This window comes from Methylobacterium sp. J-067 (genome assembly GCF_022829465.1).
Taxonomy (GTDB): Bacteria; Pseudomonadota; Alphaproteobacteria; order Rhizobiales; family Beijerinckiaceae; genus Methylobacterium; species Methylobacterium litchii.
Genome location: NZ_JAKSXZ010000092.1, coordinates 165021 through 184630, shown reverse-complemented (window position 1 = coordinate 184630; position 19610 = coordinate 165021). Strand labels below are relative to the sequence as shown.

Here is a 19610-nt window from a genome sequence, read left to right as displayed (position 1 = left end):
CCTCACCCGGGTTGGCGGGGAGGCGGCGGCGCCCACCCCGGGGCCGGTACAGCGTGAATATCCGAGACTAAGCGTAAGAGATTAAATAAGATTGGAGGCGGCTTTCGCCGAAACGCCAACCTGTTCGAGCTTCGCGGTCAAGATGTCGCGATCGAACGGCTTCATGATGTATTCGTCGGCGCCGGCGTGAAGGGCACGGGCGATGGCGCCGACATCGTTCTCGGTGGTGCAGAAGATGACCTTCGGCTGCCGTCCCGCCTCGCTCTGCCGCAATTCCTGCAGGAAGGCGTAGCCGTCGCGGTTGGGCATGTTCCAATCGAGCAGGATCACGTCCGGCATCGATTCGGCACAGAGTTCGAGGGCGGTGTCACCGTCCTCGGCCTCCACGACCACGTAGCCGATATCCTCGATGATCCGCCGGGCGACCTTCCGGATCACGGCGGAATCGTCGACGACGAGGCAGGTCGTCTCGCGCGGGCTCATGCTGGCCACCCTTACGCCGCCTCGGCGCCACGGGCGCCGCGCGAATCCTTGGCGCCGAAGTCGAGGAGCGAATCCACGTCGAGGATGACGAGCAGGCGCCCTTCCAGGCGGTGGACGCCGGTCGTCAGGTCGCGCCAGCGGGCATCGAGGTTGATCGGCACGCTCTCTCGCGTGTCGGCGCCGAGCTTCAGCACCTCGCCGACCCCGTCCACGATGAGGGCGAAGGTCTCGCCGCCCTGCTCCAGGCCGATGGCCATGCCCCGGTCGGTGACGGTGGCCTCGCCCTCGGTCCGCGCGGCGGCCGGGGCCATGCCGAGCCGGCGGCGCAGGCACAGGGCCGTCACCACCCGCCCGCGCAGGTTCAGGAGCCCGACGATCTCCGGCGGGGCCAGGGGGACGGGGGTCACACCCGAGGGCACGAACACGTCGTGCACCCGCTCGATGGCGAGGCCGAACAGGACCCCGTCGACATGGACCGTCACGAAGTCTTCTGTCGGGCCGGTCTCGGCGCCGTTGGCGTTCGCAGCCTTCATCTCACCCACTCCGGAATACGCTACAACCGTTCCGATCAGGCCGCGCGGGCCACGCCGTTCTGCGTCTCGGCCTCTTCGGCCGAGGCACCGATCTCACCCAGGGCGGCGACGAGGCCGCTCCGGTCGAACTTCGCGACGAGGTCGGTGATCGCGAGGGTGCGGGCACGCTCCACCGCCTCCGCCCCGACCGAGCCGCTGAGGCCGACCACCGGCATCCCGGCGAGGCGCTCGCCGCCGTGGCGCATGGCGCCGACGAGGTCGAACCCGCTGCGGCCGGGCATGTCGAGGTCGGTGACGACCACGGAGATGCGCTGGTCGGCCTGGAGGGTGGCCATGGCCTCGTCCGCGCTGCCGGCGGTGACGACGTGGAAGCCCGCCGCCTTGAGCACCGGCGAGAGCATGTCGCGGAAGAAGGCCGAGTCGTCGACGAGGAGCAGGGTCGAGGCCTGCTTCTGCGCCTTGCGCGGCCCCCGCGCCCAGTCGTCGTAGGCCATGGGCAGGAAGTGGGCGATGTTGATGATGTCGGTCGCCCGGCCCCGCAGCACCGCCGAGCCGATGAGATCGGAGCGGTCGGCGGCGATCTCGATGTCGAGGCGCTCCTCCACGATGTCCACGATCTCGTCCACGACGAGGCCCATGGCCCGCTCGCCATCGGAGAACACCACGAGCGCCTGACGGCCCTCGCTCTTGATCGCGATGCCGTCGTCGGCCGGCACCAGCGGCATCAGGCGGCCGCGGTACTGGATGAGCGGACGCCCGCCCAGCCACTCGACCTTGTCGCCCTCGATCTCTTCGAGGCGCGTGACCAGCGACAGCGGCACGGCCTTGAAGCCGCCCCCGCCGCCCTTGAACACGAGGAGCGTGGTGGTCGCCTCGGCGGCGTCGGCCGCCTCGGCCTCGGCCTCGGCCTGGCCGGCGCTGGCCTGGGCGCCCTGCGCCACCTGGTTGGCGACGCCGTTCGGGTCCACGATCAGCACCACGGCGCCGTCGCCGAGGATGGTGTTGCCGGCGAAGAGCGGGATGTGGCGCAGCTTCGCCGACATCGGCTTCACCACGATCTCCTCGGTGTGGAACACCTCGTCCACGAGGATGCCGAAGCGCTGGCGGCCGACCTGGGCCACCACGACGAAGCCTGTGGCCTCGGCCGCCGCCTCCGCCCCGAGCAGGCCGGTGAGCGACACGATCGGCAGCAGCCGCTCGCGCAGGCGCAGGACCGGCGAGCCGTTGATGTACTCCACGGGCTGCGCGTTGGCGCCGACCCGCACCAGTTCGAGCACCGCCACCTGCGGCAGGGCGAAGCGCTGCTCGCCGGCCCGGACGATGAGCGCCGCCACGATGGCGAGGGTGAGCGGGATCTTGATGGTGAAGACCGTGCCCTTGCCGGCCTGGGTGGCGATGTCGATGACGCCGCCGATGGTCTCGATGTTGGTCTTCACCACGTCCATGCCCACGCCCCGGCCCGAGACCGAGGTGACGGCGGCGGCGGTGGAGAAGCCGGCGTGGAAGATGAACTTCGCGACCTGCGCGTCGGTCATGCGATCGACGTCGGCCTGGCTGGCGAGGCTCCGCTCCACCGCCTTACGGCGGATGGCGGCGAGGTCGAGACCCTTGCCGTCGTCGGCGATCTCGATGGTGATCGTGCCGCCCTCGTGAAAGGCCGAGAGGCGGATCGAACCCCGGGCCGGCTTGCCAGCGGCGACGCGCTGGGCGGTGGATTCGAGGCCGTGATCCGCCGAGTTGCGGACCATGTGGGTCAGCGGGTCCTTGATGACCTCAAGGACCTGCCGGTCCAGTTCGGTCTCGGCGCCCTGCATCACCAGTTCGATCTGCTTGCCGAGTTCGGCCGACAGGTCGCGGACCACGCGGGGCAGCTTCTGCCACGCATTGCCGATGGGCTGCATGCGCGTCTTCATGACGCCTTCCTGCAGCTCGGCCGTGACGTGCGACAGGCGCTGCAGCGGCACCTTGTAGGCGGAATCCTCGTGACGGCGGGCGATCTCGAGGAGCTGGTTGCGGGTCAGCACCAGTTCCGAGACCATCGTCATCAGATGTTCGAGGGTGTCGACGTTCACACGGATCGTCTGCACCTTGTTGTTGTGGTTGGTTTCGCCTTCAGCGGCGGCCACGGGCGCATGAACCTCGGGCTTCGCTTCCGCCTTGGCTTCGACCTTGGCCTCCGCCTTCGGGGCCTCGGCCTTCACGGGCTCGGGGGCCGGCAGCGCCGGGACGGAGCCGAAATCCATCTCGTCGGGACCCGGCGCGGCCAGGAACGCCGCCTCCAGATCGTCGAGGGTGACTTCGCCGGGCTTCAGTTCCCGCGACACGGGCTCGGGTAGGACGATCTCGGGGACGATCACCGCCGGCGCGGGAGCCGCGCCGGTGCCGTGCTCCGCCATGTATTCCAGGGCCTCGATCAGGTCCGAATCCGCGCCCGTCGGCTCGGAGCCGGTGGCTTCGAGGTCGGCCAGGATCGCCTTGAGGCGGTCCAGGGTGGCGAGGATCAGCGTGACGCTCGCGGAGGAGACCGGCATCCCGTCGCGGAAGCGGCCCATCAGCGTCTCGGCGGCATGCGCCAGGGCTTCGAGGCGCGGCAGGCCGAGGAACCCGCAGGTGCCCTTGATGGTGTGCACCAGACGGAAAATGTTCCGCAGAATCGTCTCGTTGTTCGGGTCCTGCTCGAAACGGACGAGCTCCGTGTCGACCGTATCGAGATGCTCCGCGCTCTCGGTCAGAAACTCACGCAGCAGGTCGTCCATCGCCGATACTCGTTACGTGCGAAACGTCTCGCACCGGCGATGATGACGATGGGGCGTTATCGAAGAGTTGCGCCCGATTGGTTCCGCAGTGCTATTTTAAGCGCCTCAGGCGATTTCGGTGCCTGAATTCCCAGCATCGCTCTCCGGCGTCTGTTCAGTCACGGACGGTTCCGCCGTCACGGTGACCTCATCACCGTCGATGGCGAACTTCACATCCATCCGCGCCGCGCGAGCCACGAGGCCGGCATAGAAGGGCAGGATGCCGTGGGCGTCGACGGTGCCGCTCTCGGGCTCGCCCGCGATCAGCTCCACCACATGCGGGGGAATGCGGGCATGGGAGCCCTTGGCCTTCAGGACGAAGGTCGGCGCCTCGCCGTCGCCCGTCACCGTCACGTCGATGAGGCCGCCGCGCGGGATCGCGGAGGTCGTCACCATCACGAGGTTGAGGATCAGCTTCACCTTGTTCTTCGGGAACAGGGCCTGCGGCGCGCGCCATTCGAGCTTGGTCTTCTCGTCGGCGAACATGCCCTTGGCCACGCTCTCGGCGTCGGCGAGGTCGATGGAGGCCCCGGCCGAACCCGCCGCACCGAAGGCGATCCGGGCGAACTTCAGCCGGGCGGAGGCCTGCCGGGCGCTCTTGCCGATCAGCTCCAGCGCGAATTCGCGCATCGATTCGTCCTGATCGTCCTCCAGCACCTCAAGCCCGTTCACGATCGCGCCGACCGGGCTGATCACGTCGTGGCAGACGCGCGAGCAGAGCAGGGCGGCGAGATCCAGGCCGTCGAGAGTGAGAGTGGGCATCGGGAACTCCGGGGCGAAACGGTGCGCACGGATAGACGCGCAACGCCCCTTTGCAAAGCGTTAACCGGCTGTGCGGAGATCCGATTCGAGCGCGGCAAGACTTGCAGACAAGACTTGCGGAATCGACATCCGTTGCCGGCTGGGGCATCCCTATCGCGGGAGGATCGCGGCCTCATGGGCAGAGCGGCGACGATGACGGAAGGCGAGGCCCGGCAGAGCGCGGATGTGCTCGCCGAGATCGCCTGCGCCGCCGGAACGGTGCTGCGGCGATGGCACCGCGCCGACTGCCCCCATGTGATGAAGGAGGACGGCTCGCCCTCCAGCGCGGCCGACCTCGAAGCCGAGGCGCTGATCCTCCAGGCCCTCACGGCCCGCTTTCCCGGAATCCCCATCGTCGCGGAGGAGAGCACCCGCGACCTGCCGGCCGGCGACCTGTTCTTTCTGGTCGATCCCCTCGACGGCACCCGCGACTTCCTGGCCGGCACGCCCGATTACTCGGTCAACATCGCGCTCGTGGCGGAGGGGCGCCCGGTGGCGGCGGCCCTGGCCGCGCCGGGGCTCGAACGGGTCTGGCTCTCCGGCCGGGACGCCTACGAGGCGCCCATCGTCGAGGGCCGCCCCGGCCCGGCGCGGCCGGTGCGGGCACGGGGGGCACCGGAGGCGGGGCTCCTCGCCCTCGGCAGCCGCCGCCACGGCGACCCGGACACCGCCGCCTGCCTCGCCGCCCTCCCCGTCATGGAGGTGCGCACCAGCGGCTCGGCCCTGAAGTTCGGCCTGCTCGCCTCCGGCGAGGCGGATGTCTACGTCCGCTGCGGCCCGACCATGGAATGGGACACGGCGGCGGGCGACGCGATCCTGACGGCGGCGGGCGGCTGCGTCATCGTCCCCGATGGCGGGCCGATCCGCTACGGCCGCCTCGGCGACGGCTACCGCAACGGGCCCTTCGCGGCCCTGGGCGACCCGGCGCTCGCCCCCGACATCGTCCTGGCGCGGGGCTTCTCCTGCGACCGGCCGCTCAGCGCACCGCGCCCTTGATCTCATCCGGGTCGTCGAGGAGCCGGGTCAGGCTCGGCCAGATCGCCTCGGCCTGCCGCGCCAGGGCCGGATCCGCGAGGAAGCGCTCCCGGCGCTCGTTGTCCCGGAACAGGTAGAGCCGCCCGTCGAGCACCGCGAAGAGCGCCGGGTCGGCATCCACGATCCGCTGGTCGAGGATGCCGGCGGCGTCGTATCCCCCCAGGCGAGGCGCGTAGATTGTGGGGGCCTGCAGGAAGGCCGCCCGGTTGCCGTCGAGGGCGAATCGCCACACGCGGCCGTCCCATTGCGCCTCGAACCGCGCGGCGCCGGGCTGCGGCCCCTCCGGCAGGAAATAGCTCACCGGGTCGTAGCCGTTGAGGGCGAGGGGGGCGATCCGCGTCGGCGCGGCCTGCGCACCGGGGGCGAGGACGGCCAGAAGCCCGGCGACGACCGAGCGCCGCGATCGGTCGCGGTCACGCCCCGTTAACCCCATCTTGCGAATTTGGCCCAATGCTGATCCCACTCCCGGCCCCGGCGCGGGAGCCGTTGCCGCACATCCGGCCCAAATGCGCAAGGGGCGCCGGGTGGGGCGGCCGGCGCGACGCACGGGGCGCGGCCACGCTCATCGGCGGAGGAAGCCCATGACGTCATTTGTCTCTTCCGGCCTTCCACGGCGGCAGGTCCTGCGCGCCGGGCTCGGCCTCGCGGTCGGCGGCCCGGTCTCGGCCTGGGCGGGCAACCTGCCCCCGAACGCCGACCCCGAAACCTTCCGCGCCGAGGAGCTGGTCGATTCCGGCCATCGCTTCTTCGGCACGGTCTCGCGCGGGCTCGCCCTCACCGTCGAGGAGGCGGGCCGCCGCTGGGGCCAGCCCAACGGCTACATCCTCGGCCAGGAGGGCTCCGGCGCCTTCGTCGCGGGCCTGCGCTACGGCGAGGGCACGTTCTACACCCGCAACACCGGCCAGCAGCGGGTCTACTGGCAGGGCCCCTCCCTCGGCTTCGACGTGGGCGGCGAGGGCGCGCGGACGATGATGCTCGTCTACAACCTGCCCGGCACGCGCGCGCTGTTCCGCCGCTTCGGCGGCATCGACGGCTCGGCCTATTTCATCGGCGGCTTCGGCTTCACGGCGATGACCGACGGCGGCATCGTGGTGGTGCCGATCCGAAGCGGCGTCGGCGCGCGGCTCGGCGTGAACGTCGGCTATCTGAAGTTCACCCATCAGGCGACCTGGAACCCGTTCTGAGGCCGGGTGCGCCCCCGCTCCGCGCAAGACGGGCTCGGACTTGCTTGAGAGTTGCGCTAGAAGCCCAATGTGAAGCAGGGCCGGACCGTCCGGCCGGGGACGCGAGCGGTTCCTCTTGATCGAAACGGCGATGATCTTCGCGCTGGGGTTCCTGGTCGCAAGCCTGCTGGCCCTCCTCGTGCTGCCGGCGGTGAACGCGCGCGCCGCGCGCCTCGCCCGGCGCAAGGCGGAGGCCCGGCTTCCCCTCTCCCCCAGCGAGATCGCGGCCGAGCGGGATTTCCTGCGCGCCCAGTTCGCCATCCGCGAGCGGCGGTTGGAACGGGCCGTCGAGGCGGCCCGGGCCAAGCGCCACGCGGACATGGCGGCGATCGGCGCGGGCACCATGAAGGTCGCGAGCCTGAGCCGCGACCTGGAGGCGCTGGAGCGCCAGCTGGCGGATGTCCGCCTCGCCAACGGCAATCTCGAAGCCACCCTCGCCCAATCCCGCGAGGACAGCACGGCGAGCCTCGCCACCCTGCGCGCCCTGGAGGAGGCCCATGCCGACCTCCTCGACAGCCTCCTCGCCGTGCGCGGCACCGACACGGCCGCCCTGGTGGCGAGCCTGGAGGCCGCCGAGCAGGCGCTGGCCGGAGGATCCGGACGCGACGAAGCGACCGAGCGCGAGAACGCGGACCTGCGCCGCCGCATTACCGAAGTCGCCGACGCCGTGATCGGCCAAGCTCGCCTCCCGCGGGCCGGAGCCTTCGCGGTGCCCGAGCCGGAGCCGGAGCGGGTCTGAAGCCCCCCGCCTCCCTCGCAGGGCAGACGCCACGGGGCTGCAGTGCTGAATTCGTGCGGTCGCCATGTTTCGACCACGCGGAGGCATCATCGCAGCGCCACACCTTTGAAGACGAGCACACGGAAAGCGTACTCAATGCGCCTCAAGCACATCGTTCCCGCCGCGGTCGCGGCGCTCGCCCTCACGCTCCCGGCCGCCGCGCAGCAATCCAAGCGGGGCAACGAGACGCTGAAGAAGTACTGCACCGGCGATTATCTCTCCTATTGCGGCAACCTCGCCCCCGACGATCCGGCCACCGACGCCTGCATGCAGAAGAACTGGAAGCAGCTTTCCGAGAATTGCCGCCGGGCGATCGACGCCTACGAGGCCCAGGGCGGTCAGGGCGGCGCCAAGCGCGACGGCAAGCGCGGCTAAGGCCCGCCCGGCGTTGCGGGCGGCGCAGCTGTGGCCGATCGGCGCTCGCCCCGCGCCCGCCTAACGGCTAAGGTGGGGCTCCGGCCGGGCACGGTGCCCGCCGGGGACCGCCGGACCCGCGCGTGATGTTGCCCCGTTCCGCCCTTCAGATCCTGTTCGCCGCCGGCCTGTCGGCCCTCGCGCTCGCCGGATGCGGCCGCCGGGGCTCCCTGGAGCCCCCGCCCACGGCCGCCGCCCCGGCCTCGACCGTGGCGCCCACGAACAACCCCTCCTCGGTGAAGACCGCGCGCATCCTGCCCGAGAGCATCGGGCTCGGCGGCGGCCAGGCCGAACCGGAGCCCGAGGCGGTGCGAGCGGGGGACGAACTCCCCCCCTCCGCGGTCGCGCCGGCCGGGACCGAAGCCCCCATCCAGACCTCGAAGGGCGCCAAGCGCGGGTACCGGATCCCCAAGGAGCCTTTCATTCTCGACCCGCTGCTGTAGACGGACCCCGAACACGCAGCGACGGCGATAGGCGCGATGCACCACTTCCATTACCGCAGCGGCCGCCTCCACGCGGAGGAGGTCGATCTCGCGCGGCTCGCGGCCGAGGTCGGCACCCCCTTCTATTGCTACAGCACCGCCACGCTGGAGCGGCATTACCGCGTGTTCGCCGACGCCTTCGCGCAGGACGGGGCGCTGGTCTGCTTCGCCATGAAGGCGAATTCGAACCAGGCGGTGCTGGCGACCCTGGGCCGCCTCGGCGCGGGCATGGACATCGTCTCCGGCGGCGAACTCGCCCGGGCGCTGGCCGCCGGCATCGATCCGCAGCGGATCGTCTTCTCCGGCGTCGGCAAGACCCGCGAGGAGATGGCGGCGGCACTGAAGGCCGGCATCCTGTGCTTCAACGTCGAGAGCGAGCCCGAACTGGCGCAGCTCTCCGAGGTCGCCGTGAGCCTCGGCGCGGTGGCGCCGGTCTCGGTGCGGGTGAACCCCGACGTCGACGCGCTGACCCATGCCAAGATCTCCACCGGCACCTACGAGAACAAGTTCGGCATCCCGATCACCCGAGCCCGCGAGGTCTATGCCCGCGCCGCCGCCCTGCCGGGCCTCGCGGTGCACGGGATCGACATGCATATCGGCAGCCAGATCACCGACCTGACGCCCTTCGCCGACGCCGCCGCGCGGCTCTGCGGCCTCGCCCGCGACCTGATGGCCGACGGGCACGCCCTGAAGCACATCGATCTCGGCGGCGGCCTCGGCATCCCCTACCGGGACGACAACGCCCCTCCCCCGGACCCGGCAGCGCTCGCCGCGACCCTGCGTCCGCATTTCGCCCCGCTAGGCCTGCGCCCGGTCTTCGAGATCGGCCGCATGATCGCCGGCAATGCCGGGATCCTCGTGACCAAGGTACTCTACGTGAAGCGCGGCGAGGGCCGGACCTTCGTCATCGTCGATGGGGCGATGAACGACCTGATCCGCCCGACCCTCTACGACGCCTTCCACGCCCTGCGGCCCGTCACCGAGCCGGCGGCCGAGGCCCCGCGCCTCGTAGCCGACGTGGTCGGCCCGGTCTGCGAGAGCGGCGACTATTTCGCCAAGGGCCGCGAGATGCCCGAGCCCGCCCCCGGCGACCTGATCGCCGTGATGAGCGCGGGCGCCTACGGGGCGGTGCAGGCGGGCACCTACAACACCCGCGCGCTGGTGCCGGAGGTGCTGGTGCGCGGAGCCGAGGCGGCGGTGGTGCGCCCGCGCCAGGAGGTCGAGGCGATCATCGCCCTCGACCGCATGCCCGCCTGGCTCGGCTGACCCGGCGGCATCGGGGCCTCGACCGGCGTGTTACCGCTCTCCGTCTTCATCATCGCCCGCAACGAGGCGGACCGGCTCGGCGCCACAATCCGCGCCGTGCGGGACCTGACCGACGACCTGATCGTGGTCGATTCGGGCTCGACGGACGGGACGCAGGCTCTCGCCGAGTCCCTCGGCGCGCGGGTGATCCACCACGACTGGCCGGGCTACGGCCCACAGAAGCGTTTCGCCGAGGAGCAGTGCCGCCACCCCTGGCTCCTGAACCTCGACGCGGACGAGGTGGTGCCCGACACGCTGGCGGCGGAGATCCGCGCCCTGTTCGCGAAGGGCGAGCCGGCCCACCCGGCGTGGCGCATCGGCATCGCAGAGATCTTCCCCGGCGAGGCGAAACCGCACCCGTTCGCGTACACGCTCTATCCGGTGCGGCTCTACCGGAAGGACCGGGGCCGCTACTCGTCGTCGCCCGTCTTCGACCGGGTGGATCTGGAGCCCGGCGCGACGACGGGGCGGCTCAAGGCCAAGATCCATCATTTCTCGGTGCGGTCCCTGGGTGACCAGCTCGACAAGCTCAACCGCTACAGCGACCAGCAGGCGGACGACCTGGAGGCGCGGGGCGTGGTGATCCCGAGCTGGCGGGTGTTCGTGGAGCTGCCGGGCAACTTCCTGAAGGCCTATTTCGGCCGCCGCCACTTCGCCCGCGGCACCTACGGGTTCCTGACGGCGATGAATTACGCGATCTCGCGTCACTTACGGATCGCCAAGCATTACGAGCGCCGCCGCCTCGCCAGCCACCGGGATCGTCTTGACCGCTCCGGCCGGACGTCCTAGAGCCGGTCTGCCGGAGACGTGGCCGAGAGGCTGAAGGCACTCGTTTGCTAAATGAGCATACCCTTAATCGGGTATCGAGGGTTCGAATCCCTCCGTCTCCGCCACTTCCCTCTATTAAGTGGCTCCTGTGGTTAGGCTTTTGAGGGCGAGGGCTGGCCCCACCCCACACCACAGCCCACATTTCCGATCGGCTTGTAGCGCACGTAACCGGATCTCTTGGGACAATCGCCCCAACCGCCGGTTCTGTGACGGTCCATCAAGCTCCTAAGTTAGGCAGCCCGATCGCGCGTTTGCCGCGGCGCCAACTCGTCGAGCGCCACTAAGTCAGCACGGCCGCCTGCTCGTAGTGCCGCAGTCGGGTCACCGCCCGTACAGTCACACCTGTAGTCCCGTCCTGGAATCGCAGGTGCCTAGCTGCCTAACGGGTCGACGCGGGGACGGGATGGGGCTTCGCGGATGCCGATCAGCAGGTTGGACCTCGCGGACGCGAACTCGCCGGAAATGCTTGTCAAACCCGTCCTGAAGGCCAAGCGGACACTTTCCATGCCGGTGCCGATCCAAGAGCTGTGCGCAAGGCTTAACATCATCGGGAAAAGGTCATCGAAACCAATAGGTTCGAGGTCGGCCTAGCAACAGCTGCGAAGCGGTTCGAAGGCATCATCCTGGCCAAGTGCGGGGACGGACCGCGTCGCCGCTTAACCGTCGCCCACGAACTCGTCCACGGCCTGATGGCGCACCACATTCCGGATCTACGTGGCCGGTTCACGTGCAAGAGCTCTGACTTTCTGCGCGTCACAGCGAAGGACGGTGATCCGCGGCAGCGGAGGGAGGTCGAGGCCAATCGCTTCGCCACCCTCATTCCTATTGCCCCCGCACATGTTGTGGGCAATCATGGCAACCTTTCGTGATTCCCAATCTGCAGCACGTTCTTATGCTCGCGCGCGATTCCGCAATCGGCAAGAGGGAGGCGGCTCGGACCTACCTTCAGTACCACTTGGGAAGATCGCCGTCGGCATGGCGGGTAACTGCCGGATGCTGCGACGCTATTGCATATCGCAACCTCGCCTCTCCGACCCCCATCGTCGCGGTGTCAGCCCGGATCGTCTGAAGCTGGTTAAACTACTGATATGCGCCAAGAGCCGACATGAGCTCGCTGCCCGAAACCAGACATTCGGCTTCGCGCCCAACCCGGACATCCCGCCGCAATGAAGTGCTTCCCGGAAGCGGACGTCTCGCTCGTCCGCGGGCATCTGCGCGTCAGCGTACCAGGCCCGCGCTCGACGACACGCAGGCCGTTGGGGACGTTGGCACCACCTTCCTCTGCAGAGCCAGGCCGACGCCGCTCAGCGTCAGGACAAAGGCGAGCATCTGTCGAGATCCGATCGTCTCATGTAGCACCAGCGCAGCCGCGGCCGTGCCGATAATCGGCACCAACAGCATGCCCGTGGTCGCCATGCTGGTCGGCAGCCGGCGTAGGGCAGCCTGCCAGCTAAGGTAGCAGAGCGCGAGTGGGCCGATTGCCATGTAGCTGATGCCGACCAGGCTCGGCAGGCTCAGGCCCTTTATGTCGGAAGCCTCGGTGAACAAGCTGATTAGCGTCATCGCTAGGCAGCCAAGCCCGACCTGCCACGCGGTGAGTGCGATCGGGGGTAAGCCGATCGGCCTTCGCTCAAGGATCGTTCCCAGCGCGAACAGGATGGCAGCGGCCAGGGCGAGGGCGATGCCGGGCGCCTTCCGAAGGATCACACCGGTTCCGGTGCCGTCGACGAGGACGCAGATACCGAGGATGCCGAGTGCCAGGGCTGCGAACCCGCGCTGGTCCGGACGCTCGCCGCGCAGAACCCAGGCGAGAAGCACGGCCCAGACCGGCATCGAGTACGCCAGGAGCGCCCCCTCCGGCACGGTGAGCCATCTCAGGGACAGACCGGTGAAACCCATCCAGGCGAAGACGTTGATCGCGGCGGCGAAACCGAGCCGTCCGAAAAGTGCGCGCGGCACCGTCAGGCGCTCACCGCGCCCGTAGGCGAGAAGGCCCAGTCCGGAGGCCGCAATGAGACCGGCGACGCCCCGCGCGAACAGCGGCGGCCAGTCCTGAAGGACCAGCTTGAGCACCGGCCAGTTCAGGCCCCAGCCCGTCGCCGTAGCAAGGAGGAAGAGCCGTCCGGCCTGCGTGCGTGTCAGATGAGGGAGTCGCACGAGGTCCGGGCTCCCTTATTTCTCGACGAAGGCCTTCTCGATCACGTAGTGGGCCGCCTCGCCGTGGTTGCCCTCCTCGTAACCGCGGCAAGTCAGGAGCTCCCGGGTGTCGCGGATCATGTCGGGGCTGCCGCAGAGCATGAAGCGGGCGCTCTCGATCGCCATCTCCGGCAGGCCGATGTCGGAGAAGAGCTTGCCCGAGACCATCAAGTCGGTGATCCGGCCGCGGTTGCGGAACGGCTCGCGGGTCACGGTCGGGTAGTAGATCAGCTGGTTCGAGATCATCTCGCCCAGGAACTCATGGCGGGGCAGCGTCTCCGTGATGGTCTCGCCGTAGGCGAGCTCCTGCACCTGCCGGCAGCCATGGACCAGCACAACCTTCTCGAACCGGTCGTAGGTCTCGGGATCCTTGATGATCGAAAGGAAGGGCGCCAGCCCCGTGCCGGTGCCGAGCAGGTAGAGGTGCTGGCCGGGCAGCAGGTTGTCGAGCACCAGGGTGCCGGTGGGCTTCTTGCCGATGATGATCGGGTCGCCAACCTTGAGGTGCTGGAGCTTCGAGGTCAGCGGCCCGTCCTGGACCTTGATCGAGAAGAACTCCAGCTCCTCCTCGTAATTGGCCGAGACCACCGAGTAGGCGCGCAGCAGCGGCCGCCCCTCGACCTCAAGGCCGATCATGGTGAACTCGCCGTTGCGGAAACGGAACGCCGGATCACGGGTGGTGCGGAACGAGAACAGGTTGTTGGTCCAGTGGTGGACCGACAGAACGCGCTCCTCGTGAAACTTGCTCATGACTCTTTCGTCCTTACTCAGGCGACCGCCGGATCCGCATTCCCGAACGCTTCGAGCAGCTTGCCGTCGCGGCCGTCCCACGCCGCCGCGTCGCCGGCCGGTTCGGTCTTCTCGGAAATGTTGGGCCAGAGGTCGGCGTACTTGGCGTTGAAGGCCTTCCAGCCTGCCGTTCCCGGCTCCGTATCGGCCTTGATGGCATCGGCCGGGCACTCCGGCTCGCACACGCCACAGTCGATGCATTCGTCCGGCTTGATCACCAGCATTGTGTCACCGACGTAGAAGCAGTCGACCGGACAGACCTCGACGCAGTCAGTGTACTTGCAGCGAATGCAATTCTCGGTGACGACGTAGGTCATGGCTTCACCCGTTGGCGCGGAGCTCAGAGTAGCGCGGCGAGATCCTGGCCCTCGACATCAATGGCTAGGCCCTTCATCGCCTCGGCGCTGACCTCCCCGCCCATCGCGCGGATGCTCTCCTCGCGGATCAGCGACATGAGCCCCCGGCGCAGGCCCAGGAACTCGGAGGACAGAGTCAGGGCTGGCTGCCGCGGTCGGGGCAGCGGCACCACGATCTCGGCCTTGATGCTCCCGGGACGGGCGGTCATCACGTAGACGCGGTCGGAGAGGAAGATCGCCTCGTCGATGTCGTGGGTCACGAACAGCACCGAGATCTTCAGGCGCTGCCACATGTTGGTGAGGATTTGCTGCATGATCAGCCGGGTCTGCGCGTCGAGGGCGCCGAACGGCTCGTCGAGCAGGAGGATGCGCGGACCGGTGGCCAGCGCACGCACGATGCCGACGCGCTGCTTCATCCCGCCTGACAGTCGGTCGGGGTAGTGGTTCGCGAACGGCGTGAGACCGGCGAGGCCTAGGAGCGTGCGCGCCTGTCGCTCGCGTTCGCCGCGCCTGAGTCCCTTCATCTTCAGGCCGAACTCGACGTTTTCGCGCACCGTCTTCCATGGGAAGAGTGAGTACTGCTGGAAGATCATGCCCCGGTCCGCGCTCGGCCCCGAGATCGCCTCACCGTCGACGGTCACCCGTCCCGACGATGGCTTGAGAAAACCGGCCAGTGCGTTGAGCAGCGTCGACTTCCCGCAACCGGATGGGCCGATGATCGATACGAACTCGCCGGGCTTCACCGTGAGTGACGTATTCGAGACGGCCTCGACGGCGCCTTCCATCGTCTCGTACCGCAGGCAGAAGTCGCGGACCTCGATCAGGCCCCGGCTCGGCTCGGGCATGGCAGGCTCCTCGATTGATTGGAGGCGGGCATCCGCCGCATGAGGCGACGCACCACGGAGGGAGGCGCGGTCGTCGGGCTCGTCGGGTATCCTACCGGGCGGAAGCCCAGGGCATGACGAGGCGGCCCACGAGCCGGATCGCGAAGCTCGAGCCAAGCCCGAGCAACCCGATCGTGATCATGCCGAGCGCGATGTCTGGGTACTGGACCAGGGAGTAGGCCTCCCAGGTAAAGTAGCCGATACCGAACTGGCCGGAGATCATCTCGGCGGCGATCAGCGAGACCCAGGCCACGCCCATGCCGACCGTCAGCCCGGTGAAGATCTGCGGCAATGAGGCTGGCAGGTAAACCTCGCGGAACACCGCTACTTCCCTGGCTCCAAGACACCGTGCAGCACGCACCAGCACCGGGTCGACCTGCACCATGCCCTGGAGGGTGTTGATCAGGATCGGGAAGAACGAGCCGAGGAACGTGATGAAGATGATTGATCCCTCGTTCGTCGGCCAGAGCATGATCGCCATCGGAACCCAGGCGATGGCCGGGATCGGCCGCAGCACCTCGCAGATCGGGAAGGCAATCTCACGCAGGAGGTGATAGCGGCCCATGAGGAGGCCGAGCGGGACGGCGACACCGCCGGCCAGGAGAAAGCCGAACAGGATCCGGCGGCAGGAGATGAGTACGTGGTCGCCGAAGACCGGGTTGTGCAGAGCGATCACCGCCCGGCCCACGACGTCCATCGGCGTGGGTATGTTCAGGAACCGCACGTAGAAGGTAACGCGGTTGGCAGTCAGATACTGCCAGAGGGCGACGAACAGGATGAGCGACGCGAGCCCGATCAGCGCGGCGCGGAACTCACCATGGTGCAGGCGAAGCCAGCGGCGGGTGCGGCCGGTCGTGGGTTGGGAAGACGCGGACGGCGGCGCGAGGGTCGCCGTTCGCGGCGGCTCGGGCTCGGCGGTGGACCGGAGGGCGACAGCTTCCATAAGGGTCTAGCCTCCCGTTACAGCGGCCTTGAGGGCCTCGTCGTAGAGCATCACCTTGCCGCCGCCCTGAGCCGCGGTTTCGGCATCCTGCTTCAGCAGGAAGGGCGCGATGCCGCCCTTGCTGTCGACCACGTAGAAGGCCTCGCGGGCGAACAGCTTGATGCCGCGGGCGGTGTCGAAGACGTAGGCGACGTCGACGGGCTGCCCCTTGGTCTTCATCTCATTTAGCGCGCCGAGCGTGCAAGCGGCGCTGGAATAGGGCTGTATCGCGCCGCCTTTCACCCAGATCTCGCCGGCCTTACGCGGCTCGGTGATCGGCTTCTTGCAGAACGTGTCCTCGCCGCTCACCTCGTAGTTGGCGGTGCTCGCGCGCTGCTGCTCGTAGTCGAGACCGCGCTCGGCGAAGACCTTGCGCAGATACGCGTCGTCGACCCACGGGCCGACGTCGAACTCCTTGATCCGGTCGAGCTTCTGCAGGACCTTCACATCCTCGCGTGCGGCGTCGATCAGCTGCGGCTTGATTGTGGGATCGATGGTCATGATCCCACCGGGCCCGAGGAAGATGTAGACCACCTCCTTGTCGGTGCCGGTCCACGTCGCGATCTGCTCGGCGGCGCGCTTCGGGTCTGCCTTGACCCAGGCGTCGGCGTCGAGCACCGCCTTGACGTAGGCCTCGACGATTTCGGGGTATTGCTTGGCGAAATCGGTGCGTACGACGACGCCGTGCCAGGTCGGCAGCTTGGTCTCGACACCGTCGAACACCTTACGGGCGAAGCCGCGGAACGGCAGTAGCTCGGCGAAGGGGACGAAATCGGCGTGCGCGTCGATCTTCTTCTCCTGAAGGTTGGTCGAACCGACCTCCGGGCTCTGGCTCACGAGGCGGAAGTAGGTAGCTGGGTAGCCCTTGTCCTGTAGCGCCTTCAGAACCATGCCGTGGGCGGCAGAACCGAAAGGCACGCTGACTACCTTTCCCTTCAGGTCCTCGAAGGAGAAGTATTCGGAGTCCTTGTTGACGACAATGCCATTGCCGGAACCGTAGAGGTTGTACGCCGCGACCGCGATCAGCTGCGACTTGCTCTCGGGATTGTTCTGGAAGGTGGCGCCGTTGACGACCAACGGGTAATCGCCCATGGCGCCGAACTGAAGCTTGCCGGCCATCATGCCATTCGTGACCGGCGGCCCCGAGGTGAAGTTCTGCCAGTCGAGCTGGATGGTCTCCTCGGCATACTTCCCGGTCCTGGGCAGGTACCTCTCGAGCAGCTTGAGCTGTCGGATAACCACCCCCACGGTCGCGGTGTTGGTCGTCGTGTCCTGCGTACCGATGCCGACAGTCAGGGTCTCAGCGCGGGCCGGCGTACCGATCCCGGTGCCGGTGAGTGCGAGAAGCGCGAGAGCGGATACTGATCCGAGCCCGGGGAACCGTCTTGCCATCGCCCGCTCCGTCATGTCGGTCCGATGCCACAACGACATCGAGGGCATGATCGGACTTAGAGACGAGTTCGATCAAACACTGAGAGCGCGCGCGGGTCGATTAGTTGCGCAAAAAGGTTGTGTCGGCCCGGATGTGCTGTCGATTTGAGCGGGAAGCTTCGAATTTAAGCGCATTCCTCACCGCCACGCATCTGCGCTAGGATCTCAGGGCGCAGCACGACGATCTGCGTGCGCCGTGTCGCCACGACCCCTTGCTCCGAAAGGCGCTTCAGGCTGATGGTTACCCATTGCCGGGTGGCGCCGACCATGTGTGCGAGGTCGGCGTGGGTAAAGGTCGCCGCGATTACGGTCCCGTCCTCCTCCGGCACGCCGTAGAGATCGCACAGGTGCAGGATGAGATGGGCGAGACGCTCCGTGATTGAGCGAGTCCCGAGCATCTGGGCTAGGGTCGAGTAGCAGCGGCCCTTAAAGGTCAGGCCGTCAATGACCCCGATCGCCAGCGTCGGGATCTGCGTCACGAGCTGCTTGAGGGCCTTGCCCGGCAGGTGTAGCACACTGGAATTGCTCGCCGCCATGCCCGACCACTTGTGAAGGCCGGTGCCAAATACGTCGGGACCGCCGACGAAGTTGCCGGGGTACCAGTAGGCCAGCGTGATCTCGCGACCGGAAGGCGCCGCGTAGAAGACCCGGATGCGGCCGCTCTCGACGATCCAGATCCCGTCGTTCGGCGTCTCCTGCGTGAACAGGGTCGCGCCGCGGTAGAGTACACGGCGTCGCCCCTTCTCCATGACGAGGGCAAGCTCGCGTTCGGTCAATCCGTCGAGCAGCGGGCGCTGGCCGGCGCCAGGCCTGGGTGCCACCTCGGACAGCAGAAGGGCGTTCGCCTGGGTGTGAAGCCCCGCTGGGGCCTGAGACGGGCGTATCGGCGCCGTGGTCTGCATTGCCATCTCCTGCGTCTTGCAGGGATGTCGCCGCAAACCCTGTACCAGCTCTAAACTATCCCTGACCGCATGCGGCGTCCCGCTGTCGGCGAGCCGTCCGTGAACGCCCTGCGGCGCCCCACCCGAAGGAGAGGGACGCCGCATTAAACGTCGTCGGTTGGATTGGTCAGGGGCGTCCCTGGCAGCGCCCGATGGCCCATTGGATGAGCTTGCGGACGTCGGGATCTGGATCGTTGGAGGACGCCTCAAGGGCAGCGAGACCGCGTGGGTCGGCGATCTCGCCGAGGGCCGCGGCGGACTCCTTGCGCAGGTTACTCACCTCCGAAGTCAGTGCGCGCCCCAGGACTTCAACCGCAGCCGAGGCTTTGATCCGGCCTAGAGCGTTGGCAGCCTTGATACGGACCTGCCAGACGGGATCGTCCATCGCCGTGATCAGGGGGGGCGTCGCCTCGGGCAGCCGGATCTTGGCGCACGAGACTGCTGCCTCCTCGCGCACCTGCCAGTTGTCGTCAGACAAGCCAGCGATCAACGTGGAGACGCCCGGGCCGCCGTGTCGCAGGAAAACCAGCGCCGCCATCGTCGCGCGCCGGACGGTCGGGTCGGGATCGCCTGCGGTGGCGATCAGCGCAGGCAGCGCTTCCTCGGCCTTGAGATAGCCGATGACGCCGAGGCCCTCGCGGCGAACCTCAGGCGCCGAACTCTGGAGCGCCTTCAATGCGGCCGACAGGGCGTCCGGCAGGACGAGCTCGCGCAGCGCCCGCAGGGCGGACGCCTGCACGAAGGGGTCAGCGTGCTCGGCGCGCTCGATCAGCAGCGGACCGCAGGTCGGCTCCTTCTTCTCGGCGAGGGTGTCGGCGGCGGTGCGCCGCACGGCCTCGTCGGCGTCCTCCAGGGAGCGCACCAGGCCCTCGACGACGTCCGCGCCGTCGTGCTCGTCCAGGGCCCTGGCGGCGGCTGCACGAACGGTGGCGTCCGGGTCGCCGAGACCCTTCAGAAGCAGGACCTTCGCCTCGGGGCCGACAGCCTCGGCGAGCTCCATCATCGCGACGCGCCGGACGACCGCATCGGCGCTGGCGCAGCGCTCGGCCACGTCATCGAGGTCGTCGTCGAAGGAATCGAATACGGGGCTCATGGTCGGCCTCAGCGCAGCAGGTACGGGATGTTGACCTTGACTGCGTTCGTCGGGCAGTCGACCTCGCACGGCATGCAGTACCAGCACTCGTCGTACTTCATGTAGGCCTTCTGCCGCGTCTCATCGATCGCGAGGATGTCGAGCGGGCAGACGTCAACGCAGACGCGGCAACCCTTCTCGGCGATGCACTTCTCGTCGTCGATGACGACCGCGGCACTGCTGGCCTGATTGATGATCGGCATGGATCGATCTCCGGTTCTT

Annotated in this window: 22 protein-coding genes and 1 tRNA gene; 9 read left to right on the top strand and 14 right to left on the bottom strand. The window is 68.3% G+C overall.

What is annotated here, in order from left to right:
* Positions 1-81: 81 nt before the first annotated feature.
* The 4 genes from MKK52_RS09950 to chpT form a co-directional block, all read right to left on the bottom strand.
* The gene (locus tag MKK52_RS09950) at positions 82-483 is read right to left on the bottom strand and encodes a response regulator (RefSeq protein WP_243953628.1); all 402 of its coding nucleotides are present in this window, start codon (positions 481-483) and stop codon (positions 82-84) included.
* An 11-nt stretch (positions 484-494) separates the two neighbouring features.
* Positions 495-1016, bottom strand: coding sequence for a chemotaxis protein CheW (locus MKK52_RS09945; protein ID WP_243953627.1), 522 nt, complete (start codon positions 1014-1016; stop codon positions 495-497).
* A gap of 35 nt (positions 1017-1051) precedes the next feature.
* Entirely contained in the window at positions 1052-3772 is a 2721-nt protein-coding gene (locus MKK52_RS09940; protein WP_243953626.1) for a hybrid sensor histidine kinase/response regulator, read from the bottom strand.
* A gap of 105 nt (positions 3773-3877) precedes the next feature.
* A complete protein-coding gene (gene chpT / locus MKK52_RS09935; protein WP_243953625.1) occupies positions 3878-4573 on the bottom strand; it encodes a histidine phosphotransferase ChpT in 696 nt (231 codons plus the stop codon).
* A gap of 192 nt (positions 4574-4765) precedes the next feature.
* Here chpT and MKK52_RS09930 point away from each other — a divergent pair, with 192 nt between their 5' ends.
* Complete coding sequence (locus MKK52_RS09930; protein WP_409564645.1) at positions 4766-5608, top strand: 3'(2'),5'-bisphosphate nucleotidase CysQ; 843 nt, start codon at positions 4766-4768, stop codon at positions 5606-5608.
* Here the strand turns inward: MKK52_RS09930 and MKK52_RS09925 are convergent.
* Positions 5589-6080 (bottom strand): YHS domain-containing (seleno)protein, encoded by a 492-nt coding sequence (locus MKK52_RS09925; protein ID WP_243953623.1) that lies wholly within the window; start codon positions 6078-6080, stop codon positions 5589-5591. The two genes, MKK52_RS09930 and MKK52_RS09925, sit on opposite strands and share 20 nt — an antisense overlap.
* 148 nt (positions 6081-6228) lie before the next feature.
* Between MKK52_RS09925 and MKK52_RS09920 the strand changes: the two genes are divergently transcribed.
* The 8 genes from MKK52_RS09920 to MKK52_RS27250 all read left to right on the top strand — a co-directional run bounded on the left by MKK52_RS09920 (position 6229) and on the right by MKK52_RS27250 (position 11546).
* On the top strand, positions 6229-6831 hold the full coding sequence (locus tag MKK52_RS09920; protein WP_243953622.1) for a DUF1134 domain-containing protein: 603 nt from the start codon (positions 6229-6231) through the stop codon (positions 6829-6831).
* A gap of 130 nt (positions 6832-6961) precedes the next feature.
* Positions 6962-7609: a hypothetical protein gene (locus tag MKK52_RS09915; RefSeq protein ID WP_243953621.1), complete on the top strand. Its 648-nt coding sequence runs from the start codon at positions 6962-6964 to the stop codon at positions 7607-7609.
* Between the two features lie 135 nt (positions 7610-7744).
* Positions 7745-8023, top strand: a complete 279-nt coding sequence (locus MKK52_RS09910) for a 3',5'-cyclic-nucleotide phosphodiesterase (protein ID WP_243953620.1) — start codon at positions 7745-7747, stop codon at positions 8021-8023.
* A gap of 125 nt (positions 8024-8148) precedes the next feature.
* Entirely contained in the window at positions 8149-8505 is a 357-nt protein-coding gene (gene lptM, locus MKK52_RS09905; RefSeq protein ID WP_243953619.1) for an LPS translocon maturation chaperone LptM, read from the top strand.
* Between the two features lie 36 nt (positions 8506-8541).
* Positions 8542-9810, top strand: coding sequence for a diaminopimelate decarboxylase (gene lysA, locus MKK52_RS09900; protein ID WP_243953618.1), 1269 nt, complete (start codon positions 8542-8544; stop codon positions 9808-9810).
* A 27-nt stretch (positions 9811-9837) separates the two neighbouring features.
* Positions 9838-10638, top strand: a complete 801-nt coding sequence (locus MKK52_RS09895) for a glycosyltransferase family 2 protein (protein ID WP_243953617.1) — start codon at positions 9838-9840, stop codon at positions 10636-10638.
* Between the two features lie 12 nt (positions 10639-10650).
* Positions 10651-10742: transfer RNA gene (locus MKK52_RS09890), tRNA-Ser, on the top strand.
* Positions 10743-11237: 495 nt separating this feature from the next.
* On the top strand, positions 11238-11546 hold the full coding sequence (locus MKK52_RS27250) for an ImmA/IrrE family metallo-endopeptidase (protein ID WP_409564652.1): 309 nt from the start codon (positions 11238-11240) through the stop codon (positions 11544-11546).
* Between the two features lie 349 nt (positions 11547-11895).
* Here the strand turns inward: MKK52_RS27250 and MKK52_RS09885 are convergent, their stop codons facing one another.
* The 9 genes from MKK52_RS09885 to MKK52_RS09845 all read right to left on the bottom strand — a co-directional run bounded on the left by MKK52_RS09885 (position 11896) and on the right by MKK52_RS09845 (position 19591).
* Complete coding sequence (locus MKK52_RS09885; RefSeq protein WP_313898745.1) at positions 11896-12834, bottom strand: DMT family transporter; 939 nt, start codon at positions 12832-12834, stop codon at positions 11896-11898.
* A gap of 15 nt (positions 12835-12849) precedes the next feature.
* Positions 12850-13623, bottom strand: coding sequence for a ferredoxin--NADP reductase (locus tag MKK52_RS09880; protein ID WP_243953615.1), 774 nt, complete (start codon positions 13621-13623; stop codon positions 12850-12852).
* A gap of 17 nt (positions 13624-13640) precedes the next feature.
* Positions 13641-13979, bottom strand: coding sequence for a ferredoxin FdxA (gene fdxA / locus MKK52_RS09875; protein ID WP_243953614.1), 339 nt, complete (start codon positions 13977-13979; stop codon positions 13641-13643).
* A gap of 23 nt (positions 13980-14002) precedes the next feature.
* Complete coding sequence (locus tag MKK52_RS09870; RefSeq protein ID WP_243953613.1) at positions 14003-14863, bottom strand: ABC transporter ATP-binding protein; 861 nt, start codon at positions 14861-14863, stop codon at positions 14003-14005.
* A 91-nt stretch (positions 14864-14954) separates the two neighbouring features.
* Positions 14955-15845, bottom strand: a complete 891-nt coding sequence (locus MKK52_RS09865) for an ABC transporter permease (RefSeq protein WP_243953612.1) — start codon at positions 15843-15845, stop codon at positions 14955-14957.
* 6 nt (positions 15846-15851) lie between these two features.
* Positions 15852-17276, bottom strand: coding sequence for an ABC transporter substrate-binding protein (locus MKK52_RS09860; protein ID WP_243953611.1), 1425 nt, complete (start codon positions 17274-17276; stop codon positions 15852-15854).
* Positions 17277-17440: 164 nt separating this feature from the next.
* Complete coding sequence (locus MKK52_RS09855) at positions 17441-18217, bottom strand: Crp/Fnr family transcriptional regulator (RefSeq protein ID WP_243953610.1); 777 nt, start codon at positions 18215-18217, stop codon at positions 17441-17443.
* A gap of 166 nt (positions 18218-18383) precedes the next feature.
* The gene (locus MKK52_RS09850) at positions 18384-19349 is read right to left on the bottom strand and encodes a HEAT repeat domain-containing protein (protein ID WP_243953609.1); all 966 of its coding nucleotides are present in this window, start codon (positions 19347-19349) and stop codon (positions 18384-18386) included.
* A gap of 8 nt (positions 19350-19357) precedes the next feature.
* Entirely contained in the window at positions 19358-19591 is a 234-nt protein-coding gene (locus MKK52_RS09845) for a ferredoxin family protein (protein WP_149312599.1), read from the bottom strand.
* Positions 19592-19610: the final 19 nt, after the last annotated feature.

Excerpts from the sequence above, each read along its gene's own strand:
- MKK52_RS09915 (WP_243953621.1), top strand. The coding sequence starts at position 6,962 with ATGATCTTCGCGCTGGGGTTCCTGGTCGCAAGCCTGCTGGCCCTCCTC.
- MKK52_RS09950 (WP_243953628.1), bottom strand. The coding sequence starts at position 483 with ATGAGCCCGCGCGAGACGACCTGCCTCGTCGTCGACGATTCCGCCGTG.
- MKK52_RS09865 (WP_243953612.1), bottom strand. The coding sequence starts at position 15,845 with ATGGAAGCTGTCGCCCTCCGGTCCACCGCCGAGCCCGAGCCGCCGCGA.
- MKK52_RS09930 (WP_409564645.1), top strand. The coding sequence starts at position 4,766 with ATGACGGAAGGCGAGGCCCGGCAGAGCGCGGATGTGCTCGCCGAGATC.
- MKK52_RS09845 (WP_149312599.1), bottom strand. The coding sequence starts at position 19,591 with ATGCCGATCATCAATCAGGCCAGCAGTGCCGCGGTCGTCATCGACGAC.
- MKK52_RS09920 (WP_243953622.1), top strand. The coding sequence starts at position 6,229 with ATGACGTCATTTGTCTCTTCCGGCCTTCCACGGCGGCAGGTCCTGCGC.
- MKK52_RS09910 (WP_243953620.1), top strand. The coding sequence starts at position 7,745 with ATGCGCCTCAAGCACATCGTTCCCGCCGCGGTCGCGGCGCTCGCCCTC.
- MKK52_RS09850 (WP_243953609.1), bottom strand. The coding sequence starts at position 19,349 with ATGAGCCCCGTATTCGATTCCTTCGACGACGACCTCGATGACGTGGCC.
- MKK52_RS09945 (WP_243953627.1), bottom strand. The coding sequence starts at position 1,016 with ATGAAGGCTGCGAACGCCAACGGCGCCGAGACCGGCCCGACAGAAGAC.
- MKK52_RS09860 (WP_243953611.1), bottom strand. The coding sequence starts at position 17,276 with ATGGCAAGACGGTTCCCCGGGCTCGGATCAGTATCCGCTCTCGCGCTT.
- MKK52_RS09870 (WP_243953613.1), bottom strand. The coding sequence starts at position 14,863 with ATGCCCGAGCCGAGCCGGGGCCTGATCGAGGTCCGCGACTTCTGCCTG.
- MKK52_RS09855 (WP_243953610.1), bottom strand. The coding sequence starts at position 18,217 with ATGCAGACCACGGCGCCGATACGCCCGTCTCAGGCCCCAGCGGGGCTT.
- MKK52_RS09880 (WP_243953615.1), bottom strand. The coding sequence starts at position 13,623 with ATGAGCAAGTTTCACGAGGAGCGCGTTCTGTCGGTCCACCACTGGACC.
- MKK52_RS09940 (WP_243953626.1), bottom strand. The coding sequence starts at position 3,772 with ATGGACGACCTGCTGCGTGAGTTTCTGACCGAGAGCGCGGAGCATCTC.
- fdxA (WP_243953614.1), bottom strand. The coding sequence starts at position 13,979 with ATGACCTACGTCGTCACCGAGAATTGCATTCGCTGCAAGTACACTGAC.
- lptM (WP_243953619.1), top strand. The coding sequence starts at position 8,149 with ATGTTGCCCCGTTCCGCCCTTCAGATCCTGTTCGCCGCCGGCCTGTCG.
- MKK52_RS09925 (WP_243953623.1), bottom strand. The coding sequence starts at position 6,080 with ATGGGGTTAACGGGGCGTGACCGCGACCGATCGCGGCGCTCGGTCGTC.
- lysA (WP_243953618.1), top strand. The coding sequence starts at position 8,542 with ATGCACCACTTCCATTACCGCAGCGGCCGCCTCCACGCGGAGGAGGTC.
- chpT (WP_243953625.1), bottom strand. The coding sequence starts at position 4,573 with ATGCCCACTCTCACTCTCGACGGCCTGGATCTCGCCGCCCTGCTCTGC.